Genomic DNA, 19,658 nt, shown 5'->3' with positions numbered 1-19,658 from the left:
CCGCGGCGTGACTTAACGTGGTCCGAGAAAGCGCTTTCTCACCCCCGCGCCACGGAGACCCGATGACCTTGATCGCCCTGCCCACCGCCGACGGCGGACTGGCGGAGTGGACGCCGCAAGGGGCGGAAACGCCCGCGAAACCGGTGTCACCGCCGACCTCCCGGATCGCCTACGCGGCCGCGCACGTGGTCGCCGACCCGCTCGCCGCCGCCGATCCCGAAGAGGGCGCGGTACTGGACTGGGAAACGACGCTCGCCTTCCGCGAACACCTGTGGTCCTGCGGCCTCGGCGTGGCCGAGGCGATGGACACCGCGCAGCGCGGCATGGGCCTGGACTGGGGCACCACCCAGGAGCTCATCCGGCGCACCGGCGCGCTCGCCGCCGGACGGCCGTGGGTGGCAGGCGTCGGCACCGACCAGCTTCCCGGCGGCGGCGCGACCCCGGAGTCCATTGTGGACGCCTGGCGGGAGCAGCTGGACCTGGTCGGGGAAGCCGGGGCGATCCCGGTCGTGATGGCCAGCCGGGCGCTGGCCGCGTCGGCGTCCGGGCCCGAGGATTACCATGCCGCGTACGGGAAACTGCTCTCCGGCGCGGACCGTCCGGTCCTGCTGCACTGGCTGGGCGAGCAGTTCGACCCGGCGCTGGCGGGGTACTGGGGCCACGGCGACGTCCGCGAGGCCGCCAAGGAACTGGGCAGGCTCTGCGCCGAACACTCCGGCGTGATCGCGGGCGTCAAGGTCTCCGTGCTCGACGCGTCGATCGAGACTGAATTCCGCCGCGCGCTGCCCGAAGGCGTCAAGTGCTATACCGGCGACGACTTCAACTACCCGGAACTGATCGCCGGTGACGACCAGGGCCACAGCGAAGCGCTTCTGGGCATCTTCGACGCCGTCGCGCAGGTCGCGGGCGCCGCGCTCGCCCGGCTCGACGAAGGCGACAAAGCGGGCTTCCACGGCCTGCTGGACCCGACGGTGGCACTGAGCAGGGCGATCTTCCGCGCGCCCACCAGGAACTACAAGACCGGTGTCGTGTTCCTCGCCTACCTCAACGGGCACCAAGACCACTTCCGGATGGTCGCGGGCCGCGAATCGGCCCGGTCCATCACGCATCTGGCCGAACTGCTCCGGCTGGCGGACTCCGCCGGGGCACTCACCGACCCGGAGCTCGCCGTCGCGAGGATCCGGCCGCTGCTGGCCGCGGCGGGGGTGGCGTGATGGACCGGTTGAGCCTGAACCAGATCACCACCAAGGCGTGGTCGCTGCCGGAGGCCGTGGCGGGCTGCGCCGAGGCGGGGGTCCGCTGGATCGGCCTGTGGCGCGACAAGGTCGCCGAGACCGGCGTCGAGGAGACGGCCCGGCTGCTCAAGGAGTACGACGTCGGCGTGTCGTCGTTGTGCCGTGGCGGGTTCTTCACCGGGATCACCCCGGAAGAGTCCCCTGTGGACGGTGTCGCCCAGACCAGGGAGGCGATCGACGAAGCGGCCGCGCTGGGCGCGGACGTCCTCGTCCTGGTAGTCGGCGGGGTCAACGGCGATCTCAAGTCATCGCGGCAGCGGGTCGCGGACGCGGTCGGCGAACTGGCCCCGTACGCCGGTGAGCGCGGCGTACGGCTCGGCCTGGAGCCCCTCCACCCGATGCAGTGCGCCGAACGCTCGGTGCTGTCCACTGTGGATCAGGCGCTGGCGATCGCGCTGGAGCATCCGGCCGAGCAGGTCGGGGTGATCGTCGACGAGTTCCACGTGTGGTGGGACCCGCGGATCGAGGAGTCGATCGCCGCGGCGGCCGGGCGGATCGCCGGTTTCCATGTCTGCGACCAGAAGGTTCCGCTGACCGACACGCTGCTGGGCCGCGCGCTGCCCGGTGACGGCCCGATCGACCATCGGCACCTGAAGGCGTGTGTCGAGGCCGCCGGGTACACCGGGCCGATCGAGGTCGAGGTGTTCGACGCCGACCTCTGGCGCCGTCCCGGCGGCGAAGTCCTCGCCGAGACCATCAAGGCGTACCGCGATCACGTCGCTTGAGACCTGACGAAAGTAAGGAGCACTCGCTGCCCTGGGTGGGCTGTCCGGGCGGCCGTGGTTTCCTACCGTTCGCGGTATGAAACCACGGTTGCTCTGGTGGCTGGGCACGGCGCTGCTCCTGCTCGCCGTCCACACCGAGTGGAACGTCCCCCTCGCCGCCTGGGTGTTCCCGATCTTCCTGCTCCGCTACGCCCGGCAGATCCCCGTCCGGCGCGCGATCCTCATGGTGGGCCTGTCCCTGCTGATCGGGCAGTTGGTCTGGCTCGGGGTCACCGGCCTGCTGTTCGTGCTCTCCGGTCTGCTCGCCTTCACGCTGCTCGCGGTGCTGCAGACGACGGCGTTCCTGGCCGACCGCCTGCTCGCCGACCGAGCGGGGCCGGTGAAGACACTGGTGTTCCCGGTGACGCTCGTCGCGGGCGAGTACCTCTTCAGGCTGATCACCGACTTCGGCGACTTCGGCGCGCTCGGCAGCACCCAGTCCGGGAATCTGCCGCTGCTGCAGACGGCGTCCGTGACCGGCGTGTACGGCCTCACCTTCGTCCTCGCGTGGTTCGCCTCCGTGGTGAACACCGGTTGGGCGGACGGCTGGCCGCGGGTCAAGCGCACGGCGCTCGTCCACGCTTGCGTGCTCGGCCTGGTGTTCCTCGCCGGTGGCGCGCGATTGCTGTTCGACGCCCCGACGACGCATACCGTCCGGATCGCGGGGATCAGTCCCTCGGCCGACGCCAACAAGGCGAGCTCCGACGCGCTGGAGCGGGTCGGCGTCAAGTACTGGCGTGCCGAAGAAGTCAGCGCGGCCGATCCGGTCGCGGTCGGGGCGGCGCTCGCGCCGGTCACCGAAGATCTCGTGACCAGGACCCGGCAGCAGGCGTCGGCGGGGGCGAAGATCGTTGTCTGGCCGGAAACGCATGCCCGTGTACTGGAACGCGACCAGGACGCGCTGCTGAAGCGGGTCGGCGCCGAAGCGAAGCAAGCGGGCATCCACGTGGAACTCGCCTACGCGCTTTACACCAAGCAGGCTCCCTATATCCGCAACGTGGCCGTGCTCGTCGGACCGACCGGCGAAGTGGCGTGGACCTACGACAAAACGCATCCGACGCCGATGGAACCGATGACTCCCGGCCCCGGCACGGTCCCCACCGCGGATTCGCCACACGGACGGCTCGCGACGGTCATCTGCTACGACGCGGATTTCCCCGGTCTGATGCGCCAGGCCGCGGACAAGGAGACCGCGCTGATGCTCGTCCCCGCCAACGACTGGCAGGGATTCGGCTCGCTGCACGCGGAAAAGGCCACGTTCCGCGCGGTGGAAAACGGTTACTCACTCTTCCGCCACTCCATCCACGGAAATTCCACAGCCGTGGACGATCAGGGCCGGATTCTCGGGCACGCCGACTATTTCCGCACCGACCAGCAGACGCTCGTCGCGGATCTCCCGGTACAGCCGAGAACACAGACCGTGTACAGCCGTGTCGGTGACGTGTTCGCCTGGCTGTGCCTCGCCGCCGCCGCGCTCTGTCCTTTGTGGACATACCGGCGGAGTCGCACAGGGAAACGTTAGCGCGCCGTTACGGACGGGGTGGTGTTCGTAACGTCTTGGCCGAAAAGAACAGTGTTCAACGGTTAAGCTCCCCCGCATGCCGAAACTGCTGGTGGTGGAAGACGACGACGCGATCGGTGGCGTCCTCGAATCGACCCTCCGCCTCCACGGTTACGAGGTTTCCTGGCAGCGCGATGGGCGCACCGCGCTCGCGGCCGCGGAGGCCGACGACATCGACTTCGTCCTGCTCGACCTCGGTCTGCCGGATCTGGACGGGGTCGAGGTCTGCCGTCGGCTGCGCGCGGCGCTGCCCGGCGCGGTCCTGGTCATCCTGACCGCCCGGCAGGAGGAGATGGACGTCGTCGTCGGCCTGGAGGCGGGCGCCGACGACTACCTCACCAAACCCATCCGCCTCGGCGAACTGCTCGCCAGGGTGCGGGCGCATCTGCGGCGCGGGACCGCTCCGCCGGAGAGCAGGCCGGCGATCGCCGTCGGCCATCTGCGGGTGGACACCGCCGGGCGGCGGGTCAGCGTCGGCGGCCGGGAGATCTCTTTACGGGCCAAGGAGTTCGACCTGCTCGCGCGGCTGGCCGAACAGCCGGGCGTCGCGGTCAGCCGGGACACCCTGATGTCCGAGGTGTGGGACGCGCACTGGTACGGCTCCACGAAGACCCTCGACGTCCACATCGCCGCGCTGCGCCGGAAGCTGACCGAATCGGCGCCCACCCCCGAGCAGGCGCCGAGGATTTCGACGCTGCGCGGCCACGGATACCGCCTGGAACAACCCTTCGAGGGCTAGCTTGCCGGCCGCGCGGTCGTGATCAGAGGCGTGACTCGCGTGATTGGACACGTGACTCGCGTGACTGGCCTTGGGGCTAGTAGTCGCGTAGGTCCGAGACCTCGTCGCGGGCGGCGAGTCGCGCGATCCACGCTGACGCCGCCACGCACGACACGATCACCACGGCCCCCAGCGTCGCGAGGTATCCGTGCGGGAAGGCCACCCATTCCACCGGCGTGAGCAGGACGAACAACACGCCGAGCAGATGCCCGCCGATCAGGCCACCGCCGCCGACGATGAGCGCGTCGCCCGCGATGAACGTCGCCACCTGACGGCGTTTCCCGCCGAGAGTGCTGACGATCAGCAGGTCGCGGCGCCGTTCGTTGAGCGCCAGCCCGAACGACGGCCCGGCCGCGGCCGCGGCGAGCAAGAGGGATGCCACCTTGTCCACCGTGGCCGCGGTGCAGCCGTCACGGGTGAGGGCGGACGAGATAGCGAACGCGACCGCCAGCGCGACGAGCGCCACCGATCGCGCCAGCAGCGCGCTCCGCCACGAAATGGACAGCGCGAGCACTCCCGCGAGTCCTGAGACCAACGGCCTGAGCGCCCCGCCGATCACCCGTTTGCCCTTGCGCAGCCCCAGTTCCACCAGGCGCCACAACAGCATCGTGCCGCCGGCCCAGCCGAGCAGCGGCCAGAAGAAGGCGAGCGCGAGCAGGACGAAGTCGAGGCCGTAGGGCGACCACCACGGCGGCCCGTCGTCGGCCGGGACGAAATACCACTCGCGTACCACCGGCGGCAGGACGGCGACCGTCGCGACGAGCAGCCCCGCGAACAGCAAGAGAACGATTTCCCAGGTGAGCACCAAGCCGGTTCCGGGGAGAAAACCGCACACCAGCGACAGCACGACGCCGGTGAGGCCACCGGCCAGTCCGGCGGCCGCGGCTTCGGCCGAGGCCAGCCCGAGAACCTGCCGTCCGGTCGCGCCGCGGGCGCGCAGGAGGTCCTGATCCCCCCGCAGCGAACGCTCCGACGGGGCGGCCAGCAGCACCACGAGCACCGTCGCGGGCACCCAGGGCGGCGCCGGATCCCAGGCCCAGCCGTGCACCGCGAGCAACGTGGTCACGAGCGCGGCCCCGGCGGCGGGCACACCGAGCCGCACGGGACGCACGCGCGCGATCCCGCCGACCCACAACGCCATCGCCGCGATCATCGGTCCCGCACCAGCTTCCCGTCGACCATCGCCCAGCGTTCGCCGAACAGCCCGGCCGGGGCCTGGTCGACCGTGGCCACCAGCAGCCCGGCGGCCAGCCGGTCCGCGGCCAGGACGAGCCTGCCGAGCAGCCGCTCCCCCGCCCGCCGGTCCAGCCAGCCCGCCGGATCGTCGGCGAGGATGAGTTTCGGCGCGGGCGCGAGCGCCCTGGCCAGGATGGCCAGCCGGATCTGCTCCCCCGTCAGGTCACGGGGTGCCTTCTTGGCGAAGCCGGTGAGGCCCACCAGTTCCAGCGCGCCGTCGACGGCGTCACGGACCGCGGTGCCGGTCCGGCCCGCGAGGACCAGCGGCAGGGCGACGTTGAGCCGGACGTCGAGGTCGCGCAGCAGCCCGCCGTCCTGCAGCACCAGCCCGATCAGGTCGGGCCCCGGCGGCGACGGCTCGAACGCGGGCCAGTCGACGGTGCCCGCCGTCGGCTTCTTCATCCCGGCGAGCAGGTGCAGCAGCGTGGTCTTCCCGGCGCCCGCCCTGCCGGTCACCACCGCGCGGGTCTCCGCGCCGATCACGCAGTTGACGCCGTGCACGGCCACCACCGCGGTCAGCCCGGAACCATAGGTGTGCGCCAGTTCGTCGGTGCGGACCAGTGGTGCGGTCACGCCACTCTCACGATCCGGTGCGCGGCCGCCGCGATCCCGTGATCACGGGTCGCCACGACGACGGCCGTCCCGCGGGTCGCGACGGCGCACAGCAGATCCATGAGTTCGAGGGCGGCGAGCCCGTCGAGTTCGCCTGCCGGTTCGTCGGCGACGACCACCTCGGGTGCCCCGGCCAAGGCGACGGCGACTCCGGCCCGCGCGCCTTCCAGCGCCGACAGCGCGTCCGGATAGACGTCGCCACGTCCGGCGAGACCGACGAGTTCGAGCAGGTCGACGGCGTTTTCGAGGGAGCGGCGGCCGGCGAGCCGTCCCGCCAGCAGGATGTTCTGCCCGACGGTGAGGTGACCGAAGAGGTTTCCGCGCCTGAGCAGCACGCCGACGCCGGGCGCACCCTCGGGTGCGTCGCCACTTCCGGCGGGCAGCACGGCCACACATTCGCCCGAGGCGGCGAACCGGACGAGGGGGACGGATCCGGGCCTCGGGCCGGCCAGTACGGCGGCACGTCGGCGCATGGCCCCAAGGTAAAGCGAACGGGGTCAACATCGCCTTGAACTCAGGTCAACGGACGGCAAAATATCGCGTCGGGTGGGTGATCCTCACCCTCGTCGGCCACACTCGGTCCGTGCGCCGCCGGATCGTCACCCTCACCGTGCTGGCCGCGGTGCTGGCGATCACCCTCTTCGGGGCGCCGCTGGCCATCGCGGTCGCGCGGTTCCACGAGGGCAACTCGACCCACGACCTGGAACGGGCCGCCGACACGGTCGTCCTCGACGTGACCGGCGAGCTCGCCAACGGCCGGGTCCCGGAACTCAAACCCGTCAAACCGGACAAGGGCCGGATCCGCGGCATCCGGGTCGGGGTCTACACCCCGACCGGCAGGCTCCTGGTCGGCGACGGTCCGGCCACAGAGGACCGGTTCGTCCGCGAAGCGCACTACACCGACATGGCGACCGGGACCCGCGAAGACGAGGTGGTACTGGCCGTCCCGGTGATCAGCGGATCGTCGCTGGTCGGCGTGATCCGCACCGCCCATCCCCGCTCCGAACTGGACGACCGGATCCGGCTGACCTGGTTGAAGATGGTCGGGCTCGCCGTCATCGCGATCGGCGCCAGCTGGCTGATCGCGCGCCGGATCGCCACCCGGCTGGCACGGCCGCTGGAGGATCTCGCCGGCACCGCGGAACGCCTCGGCGAGGGCGACTTCACCGCGCGCGCCCACCGCACCGGGGTCCGCGAGATCGATCAGGTCGCCGAAGCGCTCGACACCACCTCCGTGCGGATCGGCGAGACGCTGGAACGGGAACGGACTTTCTCCTCCGACGCTTCTCACCAGCTGCGGACCCCGTTGACCGGGCTGCGCCTGCAACTGGAGGCGGCACTGGAAAGCCCCGACCGCGACCCCTACGCGACGATCCGCGACAGCATCGCGTCGGCGGACAGGCTGGAACGCACCATCGACGACCTGCTGGCGCTGGCCAAGCAGACCAGGGCCCCACGCGCGCTGCTCGACCTGGGCAAACTCTTCGAAGAGGTCCGCCAGACCTGGCACGGCCTGCTCGCCGGACGCGGCCGCGCGCTGCGGATCAGCGGCCGCGAGGCCCTGCCGGCGCGGGCGGCGGACGCGGCCGTGCGCCAGGTGCTCGCCGTCCTGCTGGACAACGCGGCGACGCACGGGCGCGGCACGGTCACCGTCCTCGCGCGGGACGCCGGGGACGCGCTGGCCATCGACGTGAGCGACGAGGGCGTCATCGCGGACGGGCACGACCCGTTCGTGACCGAGGAGCAGAGCGAGGAACGCGAGGGCCACGGGATCGGGCTGCGGCTGGCACGGAGCCTGTCCGAGGCGGAGGGCGGGCGGCTGCGGCTGACGAGCCCCTCGCCGACGACGTTCACGCTGCTCTTGCCCGCGGAGCGCCCCTCACCGCGTGAAGAAGGCCCGGTCCTGGCGAGCTAGGGGGGGTTACTCGCCAGGCCGGGCCGGTAGGAGGCAAACGCGCCCCGACAGCGCGCACGGCATGCCACCTGAAAGAAGACGGTAAAGACCAGCGGGCCAACAGACGGTACACGCCGGATTAACTGACACTTTGCTTTTAAATGTCACAGAGATTCGATGACCACCCGGCCGGGCTGAATCGATCGTGGGAAGATTGGGCGTATGACCACCGAGCCGACGCCGAGATGGCGGAGACTGGAGCCGGACGAACGCAAGGAACAGATCTTCGCCTGCGCGGCCCGTCTTTTCGGGGAACGCCCGTACTCGGAAGTGTCCACATCGGACATCGCGACCGAGGCCGGGGTGGCCAGGGGTCTGATCAACCACTACTTCGGCACCAAACGCGAACTCTATCTGGAGATCATCCGGCGGGCGCTGACCGTGCCGCGGCTCGCGGTCGAGATCCTGCCGGAAGGCCCGCTCGAACTGCGCGCCGACGTCGCCATCGAATGGTTCCTCGACATGGTCACCAGCCAGGAGAAGATGTGGCTGGCCGCGATCGCGCCGGAAGGCATCGGCCGGGACCTCGAAGTCGAACGGATCCTCGAAGAGGCCGACCGCGAATCGGCGGACAGGGTGCTCGAAGCGGTCGGTCTCTCCCGCGAGAGCGAACACGGCCAGGAACTGAACGCGCTGGTCCGCGCGTTCGGCGGGATGGTCAAGGCGGCGGGCCGCGAATGGCTCGTACGCGGTTCGCTCGACCGCGCGCAGGTGCACACGCTGCTCAGCAAATCGCTGGTCACGCTGGTCGGCGAGGTCTTCCCCGAGATCCAGCGCGCCGCTCCGCGCGGCTGACGTGAGAAGCCCCCGGCACCTCGAGGGGGAGGTGGGTGCCAGGGGCTTCGGGACCGGTGACTGAGCACCGGTATCCCTCCACACTACGCCGATCCGCTGTCAGCGCTCTGTCAAACTTCCGAGCGCGGTCAGCTGGACGAGCCGGTGTTCGAGCCCGTCGAGGCAGCGCTCGACCGCGTAACCGTAGAGCCGCTCGTAATAGCCCGCCGCGAGATCGGGGTCCGCGACCAGCGCCGAGACCGACTCGCCCAGCGCCGCCATCCCCGGCAGATCCGTGCGGGTGCGGTACGCCGCGTAGCCCTCGGTCCGGTCGAGCTGCAGCGCCATCGCGCTCTCGCGGTCGTCCTCCATCGCGACGAACTGGCAGGCGGTGGCGAGCAGCAGGTTGTAGGCGAACGGCGCCTCGCCGCCGAAACCGGCCGCGAGCAGGCGGCCGATGCCGGTGTTCATGGTCGGCACCGCGGCGGCGACCGACGGCCCGAACAGGGCCAGCCGCCGCGCCGAACCGGGATAGCGCCGCAGCACGGTCCGCACGGTGGGCAGGAACCCCTCGAACCAGGCCCGCCACGGCAAGGTCTCGTCGGGCAGGGTCAGTTCGCCGACCACCCGGTCCAGTACCGCGACGACGACGGTGTCCCGGTCACCCACGTGGTGGTAAACCACCGCGGGGTAGGCGTCGACGGCGGCCGCGAGCTGCCGCAGCGTCCAGTTCTCCAAGCCGGACTCGGCCGACAGCTCCAGCGCGGCGTCGATGATCCGGGCCTTGGTGACCGCCGGTCTTCCGGAAGCCACGCGCGACCGCGGCCGGGAACCCGTGTCTTCGGAAAAAGTCGGCATGCGGGCTACCGTATCCGCACTCCGTTGGTACGAAAGTGGGGGCTTCGGGCAGGATCGTGGCATGCCCCGCGCGCGTGTGAACGGCCTCGAGCTCGAGTACGACACCTTCGGCTCCCCCGCGGATCCGCCGCTCGTCCTGGTGATGGGGCTCGGTGCCCAGATGGTCACCTGGGAGATCGGCTTCTGCGAACTGCTCGCCGGTGGCGGCTTCCACGTTGTCCGGTTCGACAACCGCGACATCGGCCTCTCGACCTATCTGGACGATCTCCCCGCGCCGGATCTGGCCGCGCTCGCCGCGGGTGACCTGACCTCCGCGCCGTACCTGCTGTCCGATCTCGCCGCCGACGTCACCGGGTTGTTCGACGCGCTCGGGTTCGACCGCGCGCACGTCGTCGGCGCGTCGATGGGCGGGATGATCGTGCAGCAGCTCGTGATCGACGCGCCGGAGCGGCTGCTCAGCCTCACCTCGATCATGTCGACCACCGGGGACCCCTCGGTCGGGCATCCGGAGCCCGCCGCGCTCGCCGGGCTGACCCGGCCGCCCGCCGCCACCCGCGAGCAGGCGATCGAGGACGGCGTCGCGTGGTTCAAGCTCGTGGGCTCGCCAGGACATCCCTCCGACGAGGAGTTCCTGCGGATGAAGGCCGCGCGCAACTACGACCGGGCGAACCATCCGGCAGGCGGGCTGCGGCAGGCCGCCGCCGTCGTCGCTTCGGGTGACCGCACGGCGAAGCTGCGCGAGGTCCACGTCCCGACGCTCGTCATCCACGGTGAGAGCGACCCGCTGATCAACGTCTCCGGCGGGAAGGCGACAGCGGAAGCGATCCCCGGCGCCGAACTGCTGCTGTTCCCCGGAATGGGTCACGAACTGCCGCGGCAGCTGTGGCCCGCGATCGCCGAAGCGATCATCGCGCACGCGCGCAAGGCCTGAGGCGTCAGGATTTCGTCAAAAAACACCGCCGGGGCGTAGGAAAGCCGTTCACGCGGGCGGCACGACCGGTTACGCGGAGTTGACTGGCCGGATGAGGAATCCCGAGTGCTTCGGTTTCCCGTTCGGCTGTGTGGCCGTCGTCTGCGCCGCTTCGGTGGCCGGTCTGCTCGGCTCGGCACGACATCACGGCTTTTCCTTGGCGGCCTTGGCTTTCGTCGTCCTCGTCGCCGGTGCCGTGACCAGTTTGGCGGCGGCAGCCGGGACCGGGCTGATCGCCTGGAGCGTCCACTCGGGCTTCACCGTCGGCGGGCTCGGCGAGCTCGAATTCACCCCCGAAACCGGCGTCGCCGCCGCCGTCTTCTGCGGGGCGACGCTCGTCGGAGCGGCTTATCGCGGCCGGTGGGTTCAGCGGGCGACGACCATCGCGACCACGGTCGTGAAGGATCCGCCGACGTTCAAGGTCAGCACGTTCCGCACGCCGTCGATCTGAAGCGGCCCGGCGGTTCCCGCGACCTGGCGCGCGGCGTCGTGCACCATCCGCACCCCGGTCGCGCCGACCGGGTGACCGAGCCCGAGCAGCCCGCCGCCGGGGTTCACCGGGAGGACGCCGTCCCGCGCGATCCCGCCGGATTCGACCAGCCGTCCCGCGCATCCCGGCGGGGCGGCGCCGAGGTGCTCCAGCGCCACGAGCGCGGTGATGGTGAAACAGTCGTGCAGTTCGACGACGTCGATCTCCTCGGCGCCGGGGACCTTCGCGCGCCAGTACGCGTCGAGCACCGCGCCCCGCAGATGCGGGAACAGGTACTCGTGCCCTTCGGCGCGATCCAGCTTGCCCCGCAACGACAAATGCGCCGTCCGGTGGCCGAAGCCAGTCAGCCGGGGGACGTCCGAGAGGTCGCGGCCGACGCGTTTCGCCCAGTCCGCGGCGAATCCGGCCGAGGCGAGCACGATCGCGGCGGCCCCGTCGGAGATGCGGCCGCAGTCGTTCTTGCGCAGGACTCCTTCCACGACGGGGTTCAGCCGGTCGTCCTGGCCGAACGAGCCGTCGGGGAACCGCCAGTCCCGCGCCTGCGCCATCGGGTTGAGCGCGGCGTTCGCGAAAGCGTTGCGGGCGAACAGGCCCAGATGTCCGTGATCGAGCCCGTACCGCCAGTCGTAGGCGTCGGCGACGTCGGCGAACAAGGCGGGCCAAGGGAATTCGGCCGTTTGCGCCTCTTCGCCGACCCAAGCCGCGGAGCCGAGATGCCCGGCCGCGGTCCGCGCGTCGGTGTTGCGCATGAGCTCCAGCCCGGTCACCAAGGCGACGTCGTAGCGGCCGGACTCGATATCGGCGCTCGCGGCGAGCACCGCCGTCCCGCCCGAGGCGCACGCGGCCTCGTGCCGGGCACTCGGCACGCCGTCCAGGTCCGGGACGGCCGCCACCAGCAACCCGCCGAGGTGGGCCTGGCCGGTGAACAACTCGGCGGCCAGGTTCGCGACGTGGGCGACACCGATGTCGTTCGCCTCGACCTGCGCGTCGACGAGGGCGTCGGGCACGACTTCCTCGAACATCTCGACGAGCCCGCCGCCCTCCTTCGCGAAGTTCCGTGCGAAATCGGTCTGTGCCCCGCCCAGTACGAAGACCGTCATCGGCCCGATCCACTCCGTTGTGCCGGGTCCGAGTCGCCCCACCCCCTGGAAGGGGCGACTCGGACGGCGGCTTTTCCGGCCCTTCGCCGCCTGCCCACACCCCTCCGGTGGGCGGGCGCGAAGGGGATCACTCAACTACAGGAAGGTTCCAGCTGGTCCGCCCGGACCCAGGTCGCGTGAAAACCGAGCGGGACACGCTGGGGCAACAGGACCCTGGCCACGGGTCCGGCAGCGAGATCGGCGGCGTCGAAGATGTCCAGCTCCGAGCGCCCCTCACGCTCGTCCTGGACAAAGGTCACCAGATAGCCGTCATCGGAATCGGCGGCCGCGCCGTCGCGAGGTGCGAACGGCGCCTCACTGCCCCACCGGCCCGGACCGAAACGGTGTTCGGTCTTCGTGCCGGCACGATTGTCGTAGCACACCAGGCCGTCGAACTTGAGCGTCGAGTCCGGCGAGATGTGCACCGCGTAGGAGAAGCGATTCCGGCCGCCGACCACCCTCGAGTCGACGGACGGAAATTCGGTGTTGTCGTCGTCGAGCTGGTTCTCCAGGCACTGTCCGGTCCGCAGGTTGAACCGGTACCGGTGCAGCGAGGCGTCCAGCCGCAGGTACGAAAGCATCTTGGCGAGCGGGGTGCGCGCGTCGGCGCGCGGTTGCGGACGCTGGACGCGGCAGACGTCGAGGACGATTTCCTCGCCCTGCTCCCAGGAGTTGACGACGTGGTAGATGTAGCACGGGCTGGCTTCGAACCAGCGGATCTGGCTACCGTTACCGTAGCGGGGCAACACCCCGAACCGGCTCGGCAGCGACCGGTCGAACAGCAGCTTGTGCCGTCCGTTGCGCGCCGCCTCCATGTCCTGGACCAGCGGTAAGTCCATCAGCACGGCGTAGTTCTCGGTGATCGCCATGTCATGCGGCAGGCGCGGGCCGGGGAGTTCGATCTCGGTCGTGCTCGCGACCTTGCCGTCCGCGCTGATCACGCCGTAGCGCAGGTACGGCGGCCGCGGCCCGTAGTCGAACCAGAACATCTCGCCGGTGCGCTCGTCGACCTTCGGATGGGCCATCATGTCGCCGACCAGCGTGCCGAGGAAGTCCTCGGCGCCCAGCGTCTCCAGCGAGAGCGGGTCGACCGCGTACGGCGTGCCGCACATGTACCAGGTGGAGAGCACCTGGCCGCGGTGGAAGATCAGGTCGGTGTTGGCGCTGTCCTTGACGTTCAGGCCGTGCGTGTTGCCGAACGGGTTGCCCTTGGGCGACTCCATGACGCCCTTCCAGAGCGCCTTGCCCGCCGCGGATTCGGCCTCGAAGGCCTTGGTGCGGACCCAGCGGTTGCGGTAGCGGGCCTTGCCGTTCTCCAGGTGGACGGCGTGGATCATGCCGTCGCCGTCGAACCAGTGGTAGCGGCCCTCCGGCTCGAACCGCGGGTTGGGCCCGTTGCGCAGGTACACGCCGTTGAGGTCGGCGGGGATCTGGCCGATGACCTCGAGATCGCTCGCGTCGATCTCTTCGCCGACCGGGGCGTAGACGCCCATCAGGTACGGGTTGACCTCGGGTTCCCCGGTGGCGGCTGCCACCAGGATCGGCTGCTCGGAGGTACTGGTCATCGGTTCTCCCCGGTTGGTTCGCGTTGACCGATTGGCTGAGACACTATGATTTCTGTAGTCAGCTGTCAATAGGCTTCTTTTGCTGTAGTCAGTAGTACGCTGACAGCGACACCATCAGAGAGGCACGTACGTGACAGAGGCGACGGCGCACCGCGTCAGGCCGGCGGGCGATCCGCTGCGCCGGGCGCTCGAACTGCTCGGCGACCAGTGGACGCTGCTGATCCTGCAGAGCCTTTTCCTGCGCTTCCGTCGTTACGAGGAGCTCCGGCTGCGGCTCGGCATCTCCCCCACCGCGCTGTCCGGGCGGCTGCGCGAAATGGTCGACGCGGGCATGCTCGTCCGCACGCCGTACCGGGACGCGCGCCGGACCCGGCACGAGTACCGGCTCACCGAACGCGGTCTCGAACTGTGGCCGCTGCTGATCTCGATCTGGGCGTGGGAACGGGAATGGGTCGAGGGACGGCGTGCCGTGCTGCCGACGCTGATCCACCTCGACTGCGAACTGGCCACCTCGGCACCGCTCGGCTGCACCTCCTGCGAACGCCGGGTCGACGCCCGCGACGTCCGCGCGCGACGGCTCGACGACACCGGCGTCGTCGAAGCGACCGCGACGAAACGCTTCCGCCGCAAGGACGCCGAGTCCCTCGCGGGCGATCCGCTGATGTTCTTCCCCGACACCATGGAACTCCTCGGCGACCGCTGGTCGACGGGCCTGGTGGTGAGCGCGCTGCTCGGGGCCCGGCACTTCTCGGAGTTCGAACGCGAACTCGGCATCGGGCCGAGCGTGCTTTCGGGCAGGCTGTCGAAACTCGTGGAGGTCGGCGTACTGCGGACAGGGATCGCGAAGACCCGCACCGACGCGCACGACTACCGGCTGACGGCGAAAGGCCTCGCGTTCTTCCCCGCCCTGGCCTTCATCGCCGAGTGGTCGCGGGGTTTCGAAGCGCCGGGGCAGGAACCCGACATCACCCTGGAACACGTGGACTGCGGCAACCGGCTGAAGCCGATCCTGCTGTGCGACCACTGCTGGCGGCCGCTGCTGCGGAACCGGATCCAGTTCGGTGGTCCGGTCCAGCTGCCCGCGCCGCCCAGGTGACGTAAATCGACTCGCCAATCCGGACCGTTCCTGACAGGCTGACGTGGTCACACGTCGTCACCTCGGAGGTAGCAATGACTGAACCCGCACCGTCCCCAGCGGATGGCGAAGAGGACGACACGAAGCGCAAGTTCCGCGAGGCGCTGGAGCGCAAGCAGGCCCAGTCCCGCTCCGGTTCGGCCCACGAGAACGGCGGCGGGAAGAACCTGCACGCGCACGGTCCGGCCGCGAACAAGCGCACCTTCCGTCGCAAGAGCGGCTGAGTCCCGCCGCCCGTCCGGCCTGCTGGACCATGACTCGAAAGCCACTTTCGAGACACCTGATGTCTCGAAAGTGGCTTTCGCGACGTTGAGCCCGTGACTGGCGTGATCAGGCTCCGCACTCGCGTGCTGCCCGCCCGACCACGCGAGTCCCGCCTCCAATCACGCAAGTGCGGAGTCTGATCACGCGAGCGCGGCCCCCGATGCCATGAACGGTCCGTTCCTGGCAAATTTTGCAAGGAACGGACCGTTCACGGCGTTACGGGACGGGAGACCTACACGGTCAGGATCGACCGCAGGCCGCCGACCTCGGTCATCCGGCGCTCGGCCAGCCTGTCGGCCGCCGCCGCCGGCGGGACCCCATCGGCCTTGGCCAGCGCGAACACCGCCTTGGTGGTGTCGAAGATGGCCGTCGTCTTGCGCTTCGCCCGCGCGAAGTCGAAGCCGTGCCGCTCGTCGTCGACCTGGATCACGCCACCGGCGTTGACCAGGTAGTCCGGCGCGAAGAGGATGCCGCGGTCGTCGAGCAGCTTGTCGACACCGGGGTGCGCGAGCTGGTTGTTGGCCGCGCCGCAGACGATCTTGGTGCGGAGCTCGCCGACGGTCTCGTCGGTCAGCACCCCGCCCAGCGCGCACGGCGCGAAGACGTCGAGTTCGGTGCGGATCAGCGCGTCGAGGTCCTCGACGACCTCGACGGCGGGGTACGCCGCGCGGGTGCGCTCGATCGCCGCCGGCGAGACGTCGGTGATGACCACCTGCGCGCCCGCCTCGATCAGATGCCCGACGAGGATGTGCCCGACCTTGCCGACCCCGGCGACGCCGACCTTGCGGCCCGCGAGGTCCGGGACACCCCAGACGGCGTCCGCGGAGGCGCGCATGCCCTGGTAGGTACCGAAAGCGGTGAGCACCGAGGAATCGCCGGCGCCGCCGTTCTCCGGCGAGCGGCCCGTGACGAACTCCGATTCACGGGCGACGATGTCCATGTCCTGCACGTAGGTGCCCACGTCGCAGGCGGTGATGTAGCGGCCGCCCAGCGTCTGGACGAACCGGCCGAAGGCGCGAAGCAGCGCTTCGGTCTTGTGCTTGTGGGGGTCGCCGATGATGACGGCCTTGCCGCCACCGAGGTCGAGCCCGGCGAGCGCGTTCTTGTAGGCCATCCCCTTCGACAGCGCGAGGACGTCCGCGAGCGCGGCTTCCTCGGACGCGTAGGGGTAGAACCGGGTCCCGCCCAGCGACGGCCCGAGCGCCGTCGAATAGATCCCGATGATGGCCTTCAGGCCGGTGGCCTGGTCCTGGCAGAAAACGACCTGTTCATGGCCGGTGCCTTGGCCGAACACTTCGGTCACTGTGGTGACTCCTTGTCATGGAGTGCACGCTGCTTGTGGCGCACGTGCGAAGTTCCTGGAACAAGCACAGTCCCCGCACGAAGGTCATCCGGCGGCGACGGTGCCACACTCGCAAACTTAGCCGACGATCTCGCCCAAGATGCGAAGTGCGGAGTCGAGTTGACTGTCGGACAGGTACGGTGCCGGGCCGAACCTCAGGTACGGGCCGCGGCTGTCGGTCCGGACGCCGCGTTCGGCGAGCGCGGCTTGCAGCGCGCCGGCGTCGGCGCACTTCAGCGACAGGAACCCGCCGAGGCGGTCGAGCGGTGTTTCCCGGTCGCGGGTGATGACGTCTTCGGGCAGCCCGAGCTTGTCGAAGCCCTCGGCGAGGAACCCGACCTGGTGCCGCGAGACCTCCCGCAGGAACTCGGGCGTGAGGCCCTGTTCGGCGAAGAACCGGAAGACGCGGGCGCCCCGGTAGTGGCTCGTCGGGTCGTAGGTCGCCCCGGCGAACCGGTCCGATCCGGAGGCGTAGGCGGTCTGACCGGAACGGCGCTCGTCCGCGAGCGCGCCGAATTCGGCGTACCAGCCGGTGACGACCGGCCGCAGTTCCTGCGCGTGCGCGGGCATCCGCAGGAAGCAGTTGCCCTCGCCGAGCTGGAGGTACTTGTAGCCGCCGCCGAGGACCCAGGCGTTGGTGAGCCCGAGGTCGTGCAGCGCGAACGGGACGGCGCCCAGCGCGTGGTAGGCGTCGACGACGAGGTTCACCGACTTCGACAGGCAGACGTCGGCGAGGTGCGCCAGGCCCGGCACGAGCCGGGAGGTCTCGAACAGCACGGCCGAGACGAGCACGGCGGCGGTGTCTTCGGTGACCTCGGCCGCGACGCGTTCGGCCAGCGTGCTGACCGGCGACGCGGGCACGCGGACGACCTCGACACCCTCTTCGGCCAGCCTGCCCAGCTGACGGCGCAGCGTGTGGAACTCCCCGTCGGTGGTGACCAGGCGCGGGCGGCGCGGGAGGTCCATCGCCGACAGGAACCGGATCACCAGATCGTGAGTGCTGGCGCCGAGCGCGATCCCGCCGTGCGGGTCACCGAGCAGCGTCCGGAACCCGGCTCGCATCTCGTCGGCCTTCGCGAAGGCGCGGTCCCACTTCGTGTCGACCTCTTCGGCCGCGTCGGCGAAAGCCTCGAGAAGGCCTTCGCGGGCGACGTCCGGCCAAGCCTGGTGTGAATGTCCCGTCAGCAGGATCCGGTCCGCCACACCGAATTCCGTGTAGTGCGCCGCGAGCGCGTTGGGGTCGCCGCGGAGTTCGTCGAGGGTCGTCACAGCCTGCTCCGCACTGCCCAGAGGTCCGGGAACATCGGGGAGAAAAGCGTCGTACGCAGGTAATGCGCCCCCGACGAACCCCCCGTCCCGGTCTTGTCTCCGATGGTGCGCTCGACCATTTTCACGTGCCGATACCGCCACTCCTGCATCCCTTCGTCCAAGTCGACCAGGTGCTCCGCCACCACGGACGGCCCTGTGTCGTCGCGGTAGACCCGCAGCAGAACCTCTTGGAGCGCCGGAGAGGGTTCGAGTGGCTTGGTGACATCGCGCCCGGTCGGGACGTCGTACCCCTTCACCGCGAGGTAGGCGGTGAAGGAATCGAAGAGCGACGGCCGTGCCATCGCGTCCGCGATCTGGGCACGCTGATCACCGCCCTCGGGGTAATGCGCGAACACCCGCTCGTCCCGGCGGCCGAGAACGGCCTCCAGAACACGGAATTGAGCCGACTGGAACCCGCTCGAAGCGTCGAGTCGCGCACGAAAGCTGGTGAACTGGCTCGGAGTCATCGTCTCGAGCACATCGATCTGCGCGACCACCACCTTGAAGATAGTCAGGATTCGCCTCAGTGTGCGCGTGGCGTGAGCCGTGTTACCCGCTTCGAGCTGCTCCTGCAGGTAAAGCGCCTCGTGGAGAACTTGTTTGAACCAAAGTTCATACACTTGGTGGATCACGATGAAGAGCAATTCGTCGTGCTCGTCGGACCGGGGATGCTGCGCGTCCAGCACTTCGTCCAGCGAAAGGTAGGACGTGTAGCTCAATGCGGCCTGGGTGTCGTTCATTTTTCTGTCACTCCATAGGTATCGCGCCGACCGCGGTCACCGGTCATGGTTCGGTCACCTCGTCGAAATGGCGTTGCGCCGCCGGAGCGAGCGCCTGATAGAGATCGTGGAAGAGTTCGACCGCGGCCGCCCGGTTCGGCGGAGCGGGGATCAGCCCGACCGGGAGTTCCGGATCGAGTGACGGGAAGGCGCGGAAGGTGTGCGTCAGCCAGGTTCGGACCCCGAACGCCTCGGCGTCAGGCAGGTCGCCTGAACATCCGCCGAAATCCCGGACGAACGCGTCGTAACGCGCTGAGAGACCATCGAGGTTCCAGGCCCTGGCGGCGAACCGCCGGACGTCGAGCCCTGCCGAAGGTTTGCCGAGCATCAGCCCGGCGTGTTCGGAGACGTCGAGTTCGGCCAGCAGGGCGAGCACCTCGGCCTCGCGGTCGTGCGGGGCGATCCAGGTGCCGTCCTGCACCGGGCCGAAGCCGAGGAAACGCAGGCGGCGCACGAGCCGTTCCCGCGCCTGGCGGCGGCTTTCCGGGATGCTCTGCCACAGCACGGTCCACTCCCCGGCCTCGCGTTCGCGCCTGCCGAGGGAGAAGATCCGGCGGTCACCGTCCTCCAGCAGCGCGATCGTGCGGCGGGTCAGCGAGTAGTGGACGAGCCTGCCCGCCTTGTGTCTCGCGAGCAGGTCGCGGCGGGCGAGCCTGGCCAGCGCGATCCGCGCGGCGCCGTCGGAGAAGCCGAGCCCGGCGAGCACGGCGACCAGGCCGCCGGACCAGACACGGCGGCTCTCGCGCGGCGACACGTAGGTGCCGAGCAGCGTCATCACCAGCTCTTGGGGGCCTGGGTCGCCGTGGGATTCGGGCATGCGCGCAACTCTATACA

The 19,658-nt window shown here is 69.9% G+C and carries 20 protein-coding genes; 10 read left to right on the top strand and 10 right to left on the bottom strand.

Annotated elements, in window-relative coordinates:
- Window positions 1-62 precede the first annotated feature (62 nt).
- The 4 genes from AMYAL_RS0127135 to AMYAL_RS0127120 all read left to right on the top strand — a co-directional run bounded on the left by AMYAL_RS0127135 (window position 63) and on the right by AMYAL_RS0127120 (window position 4,359).
- Window positions 63-1,214 (top strand): dihydrodipicolinate synthase family protein, encoded by a 1,152-nt coding sequence (locus AMYAL_RS0127135; RefSeq protein ID WP_020634419.1) that lies wholly within the window; start codon window positions 63-65, stop codon window positions 1,212-1,214.
- Window positions 1,214-2,020: a sugar phosphate isomerase/epimerase family protein gene (locus AMYAL_RS0127130; RefSeq protein WP_020634418.1), complete on the top strand. Its 807-nt coding sequence runs from the start codon at window positions 1,214-1,216 to the stop codon at window positions 2,018-2,020. The genes AMYAL_RS0127135 and AMYAL_RS0127130 overlap by 1 nt, the downstream gene beginning before the upstream one ends.
- Window positions 2,021-2,096: 76 nt before the next feature.
- Window positions 2,097-3,581, top strand: a complete 1,485-nt coding sequence (locus AMYAL_RS0127125) for a nitrilase-related carbon-nitrogen hydrolase (RefSeq protein WP_020634417.1) — start codon at window positions 2,097-2,099, stop codon at window positions 3,579-3,581.
- Between the two features lie 76 nt (window positions 3,582-3,657).
- Window positions 3,658-4,359: a response regulator transcription factor gene (locus AMYAL_RS0127120; RefSeq protein WP_020634416.1), complete on the top strand. Its 702-nt coding sequence runs from the start codon at window positions 3,658-3,660 to the stop codon at window positions 4,357-4,359.
- 76 nt (window positions 4,360-4,435) lie between these two features.
- Here the strand turns inward: AMYAL_RS0127120 and AMYAL_RS0127115 are convergent, their stop codons facing one another.
- From AMYAL_RS0127115 to AMYAL_RS0127105, 3 genes are read right to left on the bottom strand one after another with little or no spacing between them, the layout of a single operon-like run.
- Window positions 4,436-5,539, bottom strand: a complete 1,104-nt coding sequence (locus tag AMYAL_RS0127115) for an FtsX-like permease family protein (RefSeq protein ID WP_245193067.1) — start codon at window positions 5,537-5,539, stop codon at window positions 4,436-4,438.
- An 8-nt stretch (window positions 5,540-5,547) separates the two neighbouring features.
- Window positions 5,548-6,207: an ATP-binding cassette domain-containing protein gene (locus tag AMYAL_RS0127110; protein WP_020634414.1), complete on the bottom strand. Its 660-nt coding sequence runs from the start codon at window positions 6,205-6,207 to the stop codon at window positions 5,548-5,550.
- Window positions 6,204-6,719 carry a P-loop NTPase family protein gene (locus AMYAL_RS0127105; protein WP_020634413.1) on the bottom strand — a complete coding sequence of 172 codons (516 nt, stop codon included), beginning with the start codon at window positions 6,717-6,719 and terminating at the stop codon, window positions 6,204-6,206. Before AMYAL_RS0127105 ends, AMYAL_RS0127110 begins: the two co-directional genes overlap by 4 nt.
- Before the next feature lie 77 nt (window positions 6,720-6,796).
- Between AMYAL_RS0127105 and AMYAL_RS0127100 the strand changes: the two genes are divergently transcribed.
- Both AMYAL_RS0127100 and AMYAL_RS0127095 read left to right on the top strand, forming a co-directional pair.
- On the top strand, window positions 6,797-8,161 hold the full coding sequence (locus AMYAL_RS0127100) for a sensor histidine kinase (protein ID WP_020634412.1): 1,365 nt from the start codon (window positions 6,797-6,799) through the stop codon (window positions 8,159-8,161).
- A gap of 201 nt (window positions 8,162-8,362) precedes the next feature.
- Window positions 8,363-8,995 carry a TetR/AcrR family transcriptional regulator gene (locus AMYAL_RS0127095; RefSeq protein ID WP_020634411.1) on the top strand — a complete coding sequence of 211 codons (633 nt, stop codon included), beginning with the start codon at window positions 8,363-8,365 and terminating at the stop codon, window positions 8,993-8,995.
- Between the two features lie 99 nt (window positions 8,996-9,094).
- Here AMYAL_RS0127095 and AMYAL_RS0127090 read toward each other — a convergent pair whose 3' ends face one another.
- The gene (locus tag AMYAL_RS0127090) at window positions 9,095-9,832 is read right to left on the bottom strand and encodes a TetR/AcrR family transcriptional regulator (RefSeq protein WP_020634410.1); all 738 of its coding nucleotides are present in this window, start codon (window positions 9,830-9,832) and stop codon (window positions 9,095-9,097) included.
- Window positions 9,833-9,893: 61 nt separating this feature from the next.
- Between AMYAL_RS0127090 and AMYAL_RS0127085 the strand changes: the two genes are divergently transcribed.
- Window positions 9,894-10,763 carry an alpha/beta fold hydrolase gene (locus tag AMYAL_RS0127085; RefSeq protein WP_020634409.1) on the top strand — a complete coding sequence of 290 codons (870 nt, stop codon included), beginning with the start codon at window positions 9,894-9,896 and terminating at the stop codon, window positions 10,761-10,763.
- A 91-nt stretch (window positions 10,764-10,854) separates the two neighbouring features.
- Window positions 10,855-11,253: a hypothetical protein gene (locus AMYAL_RS46230; RefSeq protein WP_020634408.1), complete on the top strand. Its 399-nt coding sequence runs from the start codon at window positions 10,855-10,857 to the stop codon at window positions 11,251-11,253.
- Here AMYAL_RS46230 and AMYAL_RS0127075 read toward each other — a convergent pair.
- The gene (locus AMYAL_RS0127075; protein WP_026467490.1) at window positions 11,169-12,392 is read right to left on the bottom strand and encodes an acetyl-CoA acetyltransferase; all 1,224 of its coding nucleotides are present in this window, start codon (window positions 12,390-12,392) and stop codon (window positions 11,169-11,171) included. The two genes, AMYAL_RS46230 and AMYAL_RS0127075, sit on opposite strands and share 85 nt — an antisense overlap.
- A gap of 131 nt (window positions 12,393-12,523) precedes the next feature.
- A complete protein-coding gene (locus AMYAL_RS0127070; protein WP_020634406.1) occupies window positions 12,524-13,996 on the bottom strand; it encodes a carotenoid oxygenase family protein in 1,473 nt (490 codons plus the stop codon).
- Window positions 13,997-14,126: 130 nt separating this feature from the next.
- On the opposite strand from AMYAL_RS0127070, the gene AMYAL_RS0127065 reads away from it, so the two are divergent.
- Window positions 14,127-15,092 carry a winged helix-turn-helix transcriptional regulator gene (locus AMYAL_RS0127065; RefSeq protein WP_020634405.1) on the top strand — a complete coding sequence of 322 codons (966 nt, stop codon included), beginning with the start codon at window positions 14,127-14,129 and terminating at the stop codon, window positions 15,090-15,092.
- Between the two features lie 74 nt (window positions 15,093-15,166).
- Complete coding sequence (locus AMYAL_RS0127060; RefSeq protein ID WP_020634404.1) at window positions 15,167-15,355, top strand: DUF5302 domain-containing protein; 189 nt, start codon at window positions 15,167-15,169, stop codon at window positions 15,353-15,355.
- A gap of 272 nt (window positions 15,356-15,627) precedes the next feature.
- Here the strand turns inward: AMYAL_RS0127060 and AMYAL_RS0127055 are convergent, their stop codons facing one another.
- The 4 genes from AMYAL_RS0127055 to AMYAL_RS0127040 form a co-directional block, all read right to left on the bottom strand.
- Window positions 15,628-16,698 carry a Glu/Leu/Phe/Val family dehydrogenase gene (locus AMYAL_RS0127055; protein ID WP_020634403.1) on the bottom strand — a complete coding sequence of 357 codons (1,071 nt, stop codon included), beginning with the start codon at window positions 16,696-16,698 and terminating at the stop codon, window positions 15,628-15,630.
- 117 nt (window positions 16,699-16,815) lie between these two features.
- Window positions 16,816-18,006 (bottom strand): kynureninase/PvdN C-terminal domain-containing protein, encoded by a 1,191-nt coding sequence (locus AMYAL_RS0127050; protein WP_020634402.1) that lies wholly within the window; start codon window positions 18,004-18,006, stop codon window positions 16,816-16,818.
- On the bottom strand, window positions 18,003-18,785 hold the full coding sequence (locus AMYAL_RS0127045; protein WP_020634401.1) for a tryptophan 2,3-dioxygenase: 783 nt from the start codon (window positions 18,783-18,785) through the stop codon (window positions 18,003-18,005). The genes AMYAL_RS0127050 and AMYAL_RS0127045 overlap by 4 nt, the downstream gene beginning before the upstream one ends.
- Before the next feature lie 43 nt (window positions 18,786-18,828).
- Complete coding sequence (locus tag AMYAL_RS0127040) at window positions 18,829-19,641, bottom strand: PaaX family transcriptional regulator (RefSeq protein ID WP_020634400.1); 813 nt, start codon at window positions 19,639-19,641, stop codon at window positions 18,829-18,831.
- Window positions 19,642-19,658: the final 17 nt, after the last annotated feature.

The sequence above is a fragment of the Amycolatopsis alba DSM 44262 genome (assembly GCF_000384215.1).
Lineage (GTDB): Bacteria > Actinomycetota > Actinomycetes > Mycobacteriales > Pseudonocardiaceae > Amycolatopsis > Amycolatopsis alba.
The sequence above is the reverse complement of the archived record's forward strand: the minus strand, read 5'-3'. Positions and strand labels throughout refer to the sequence as shown.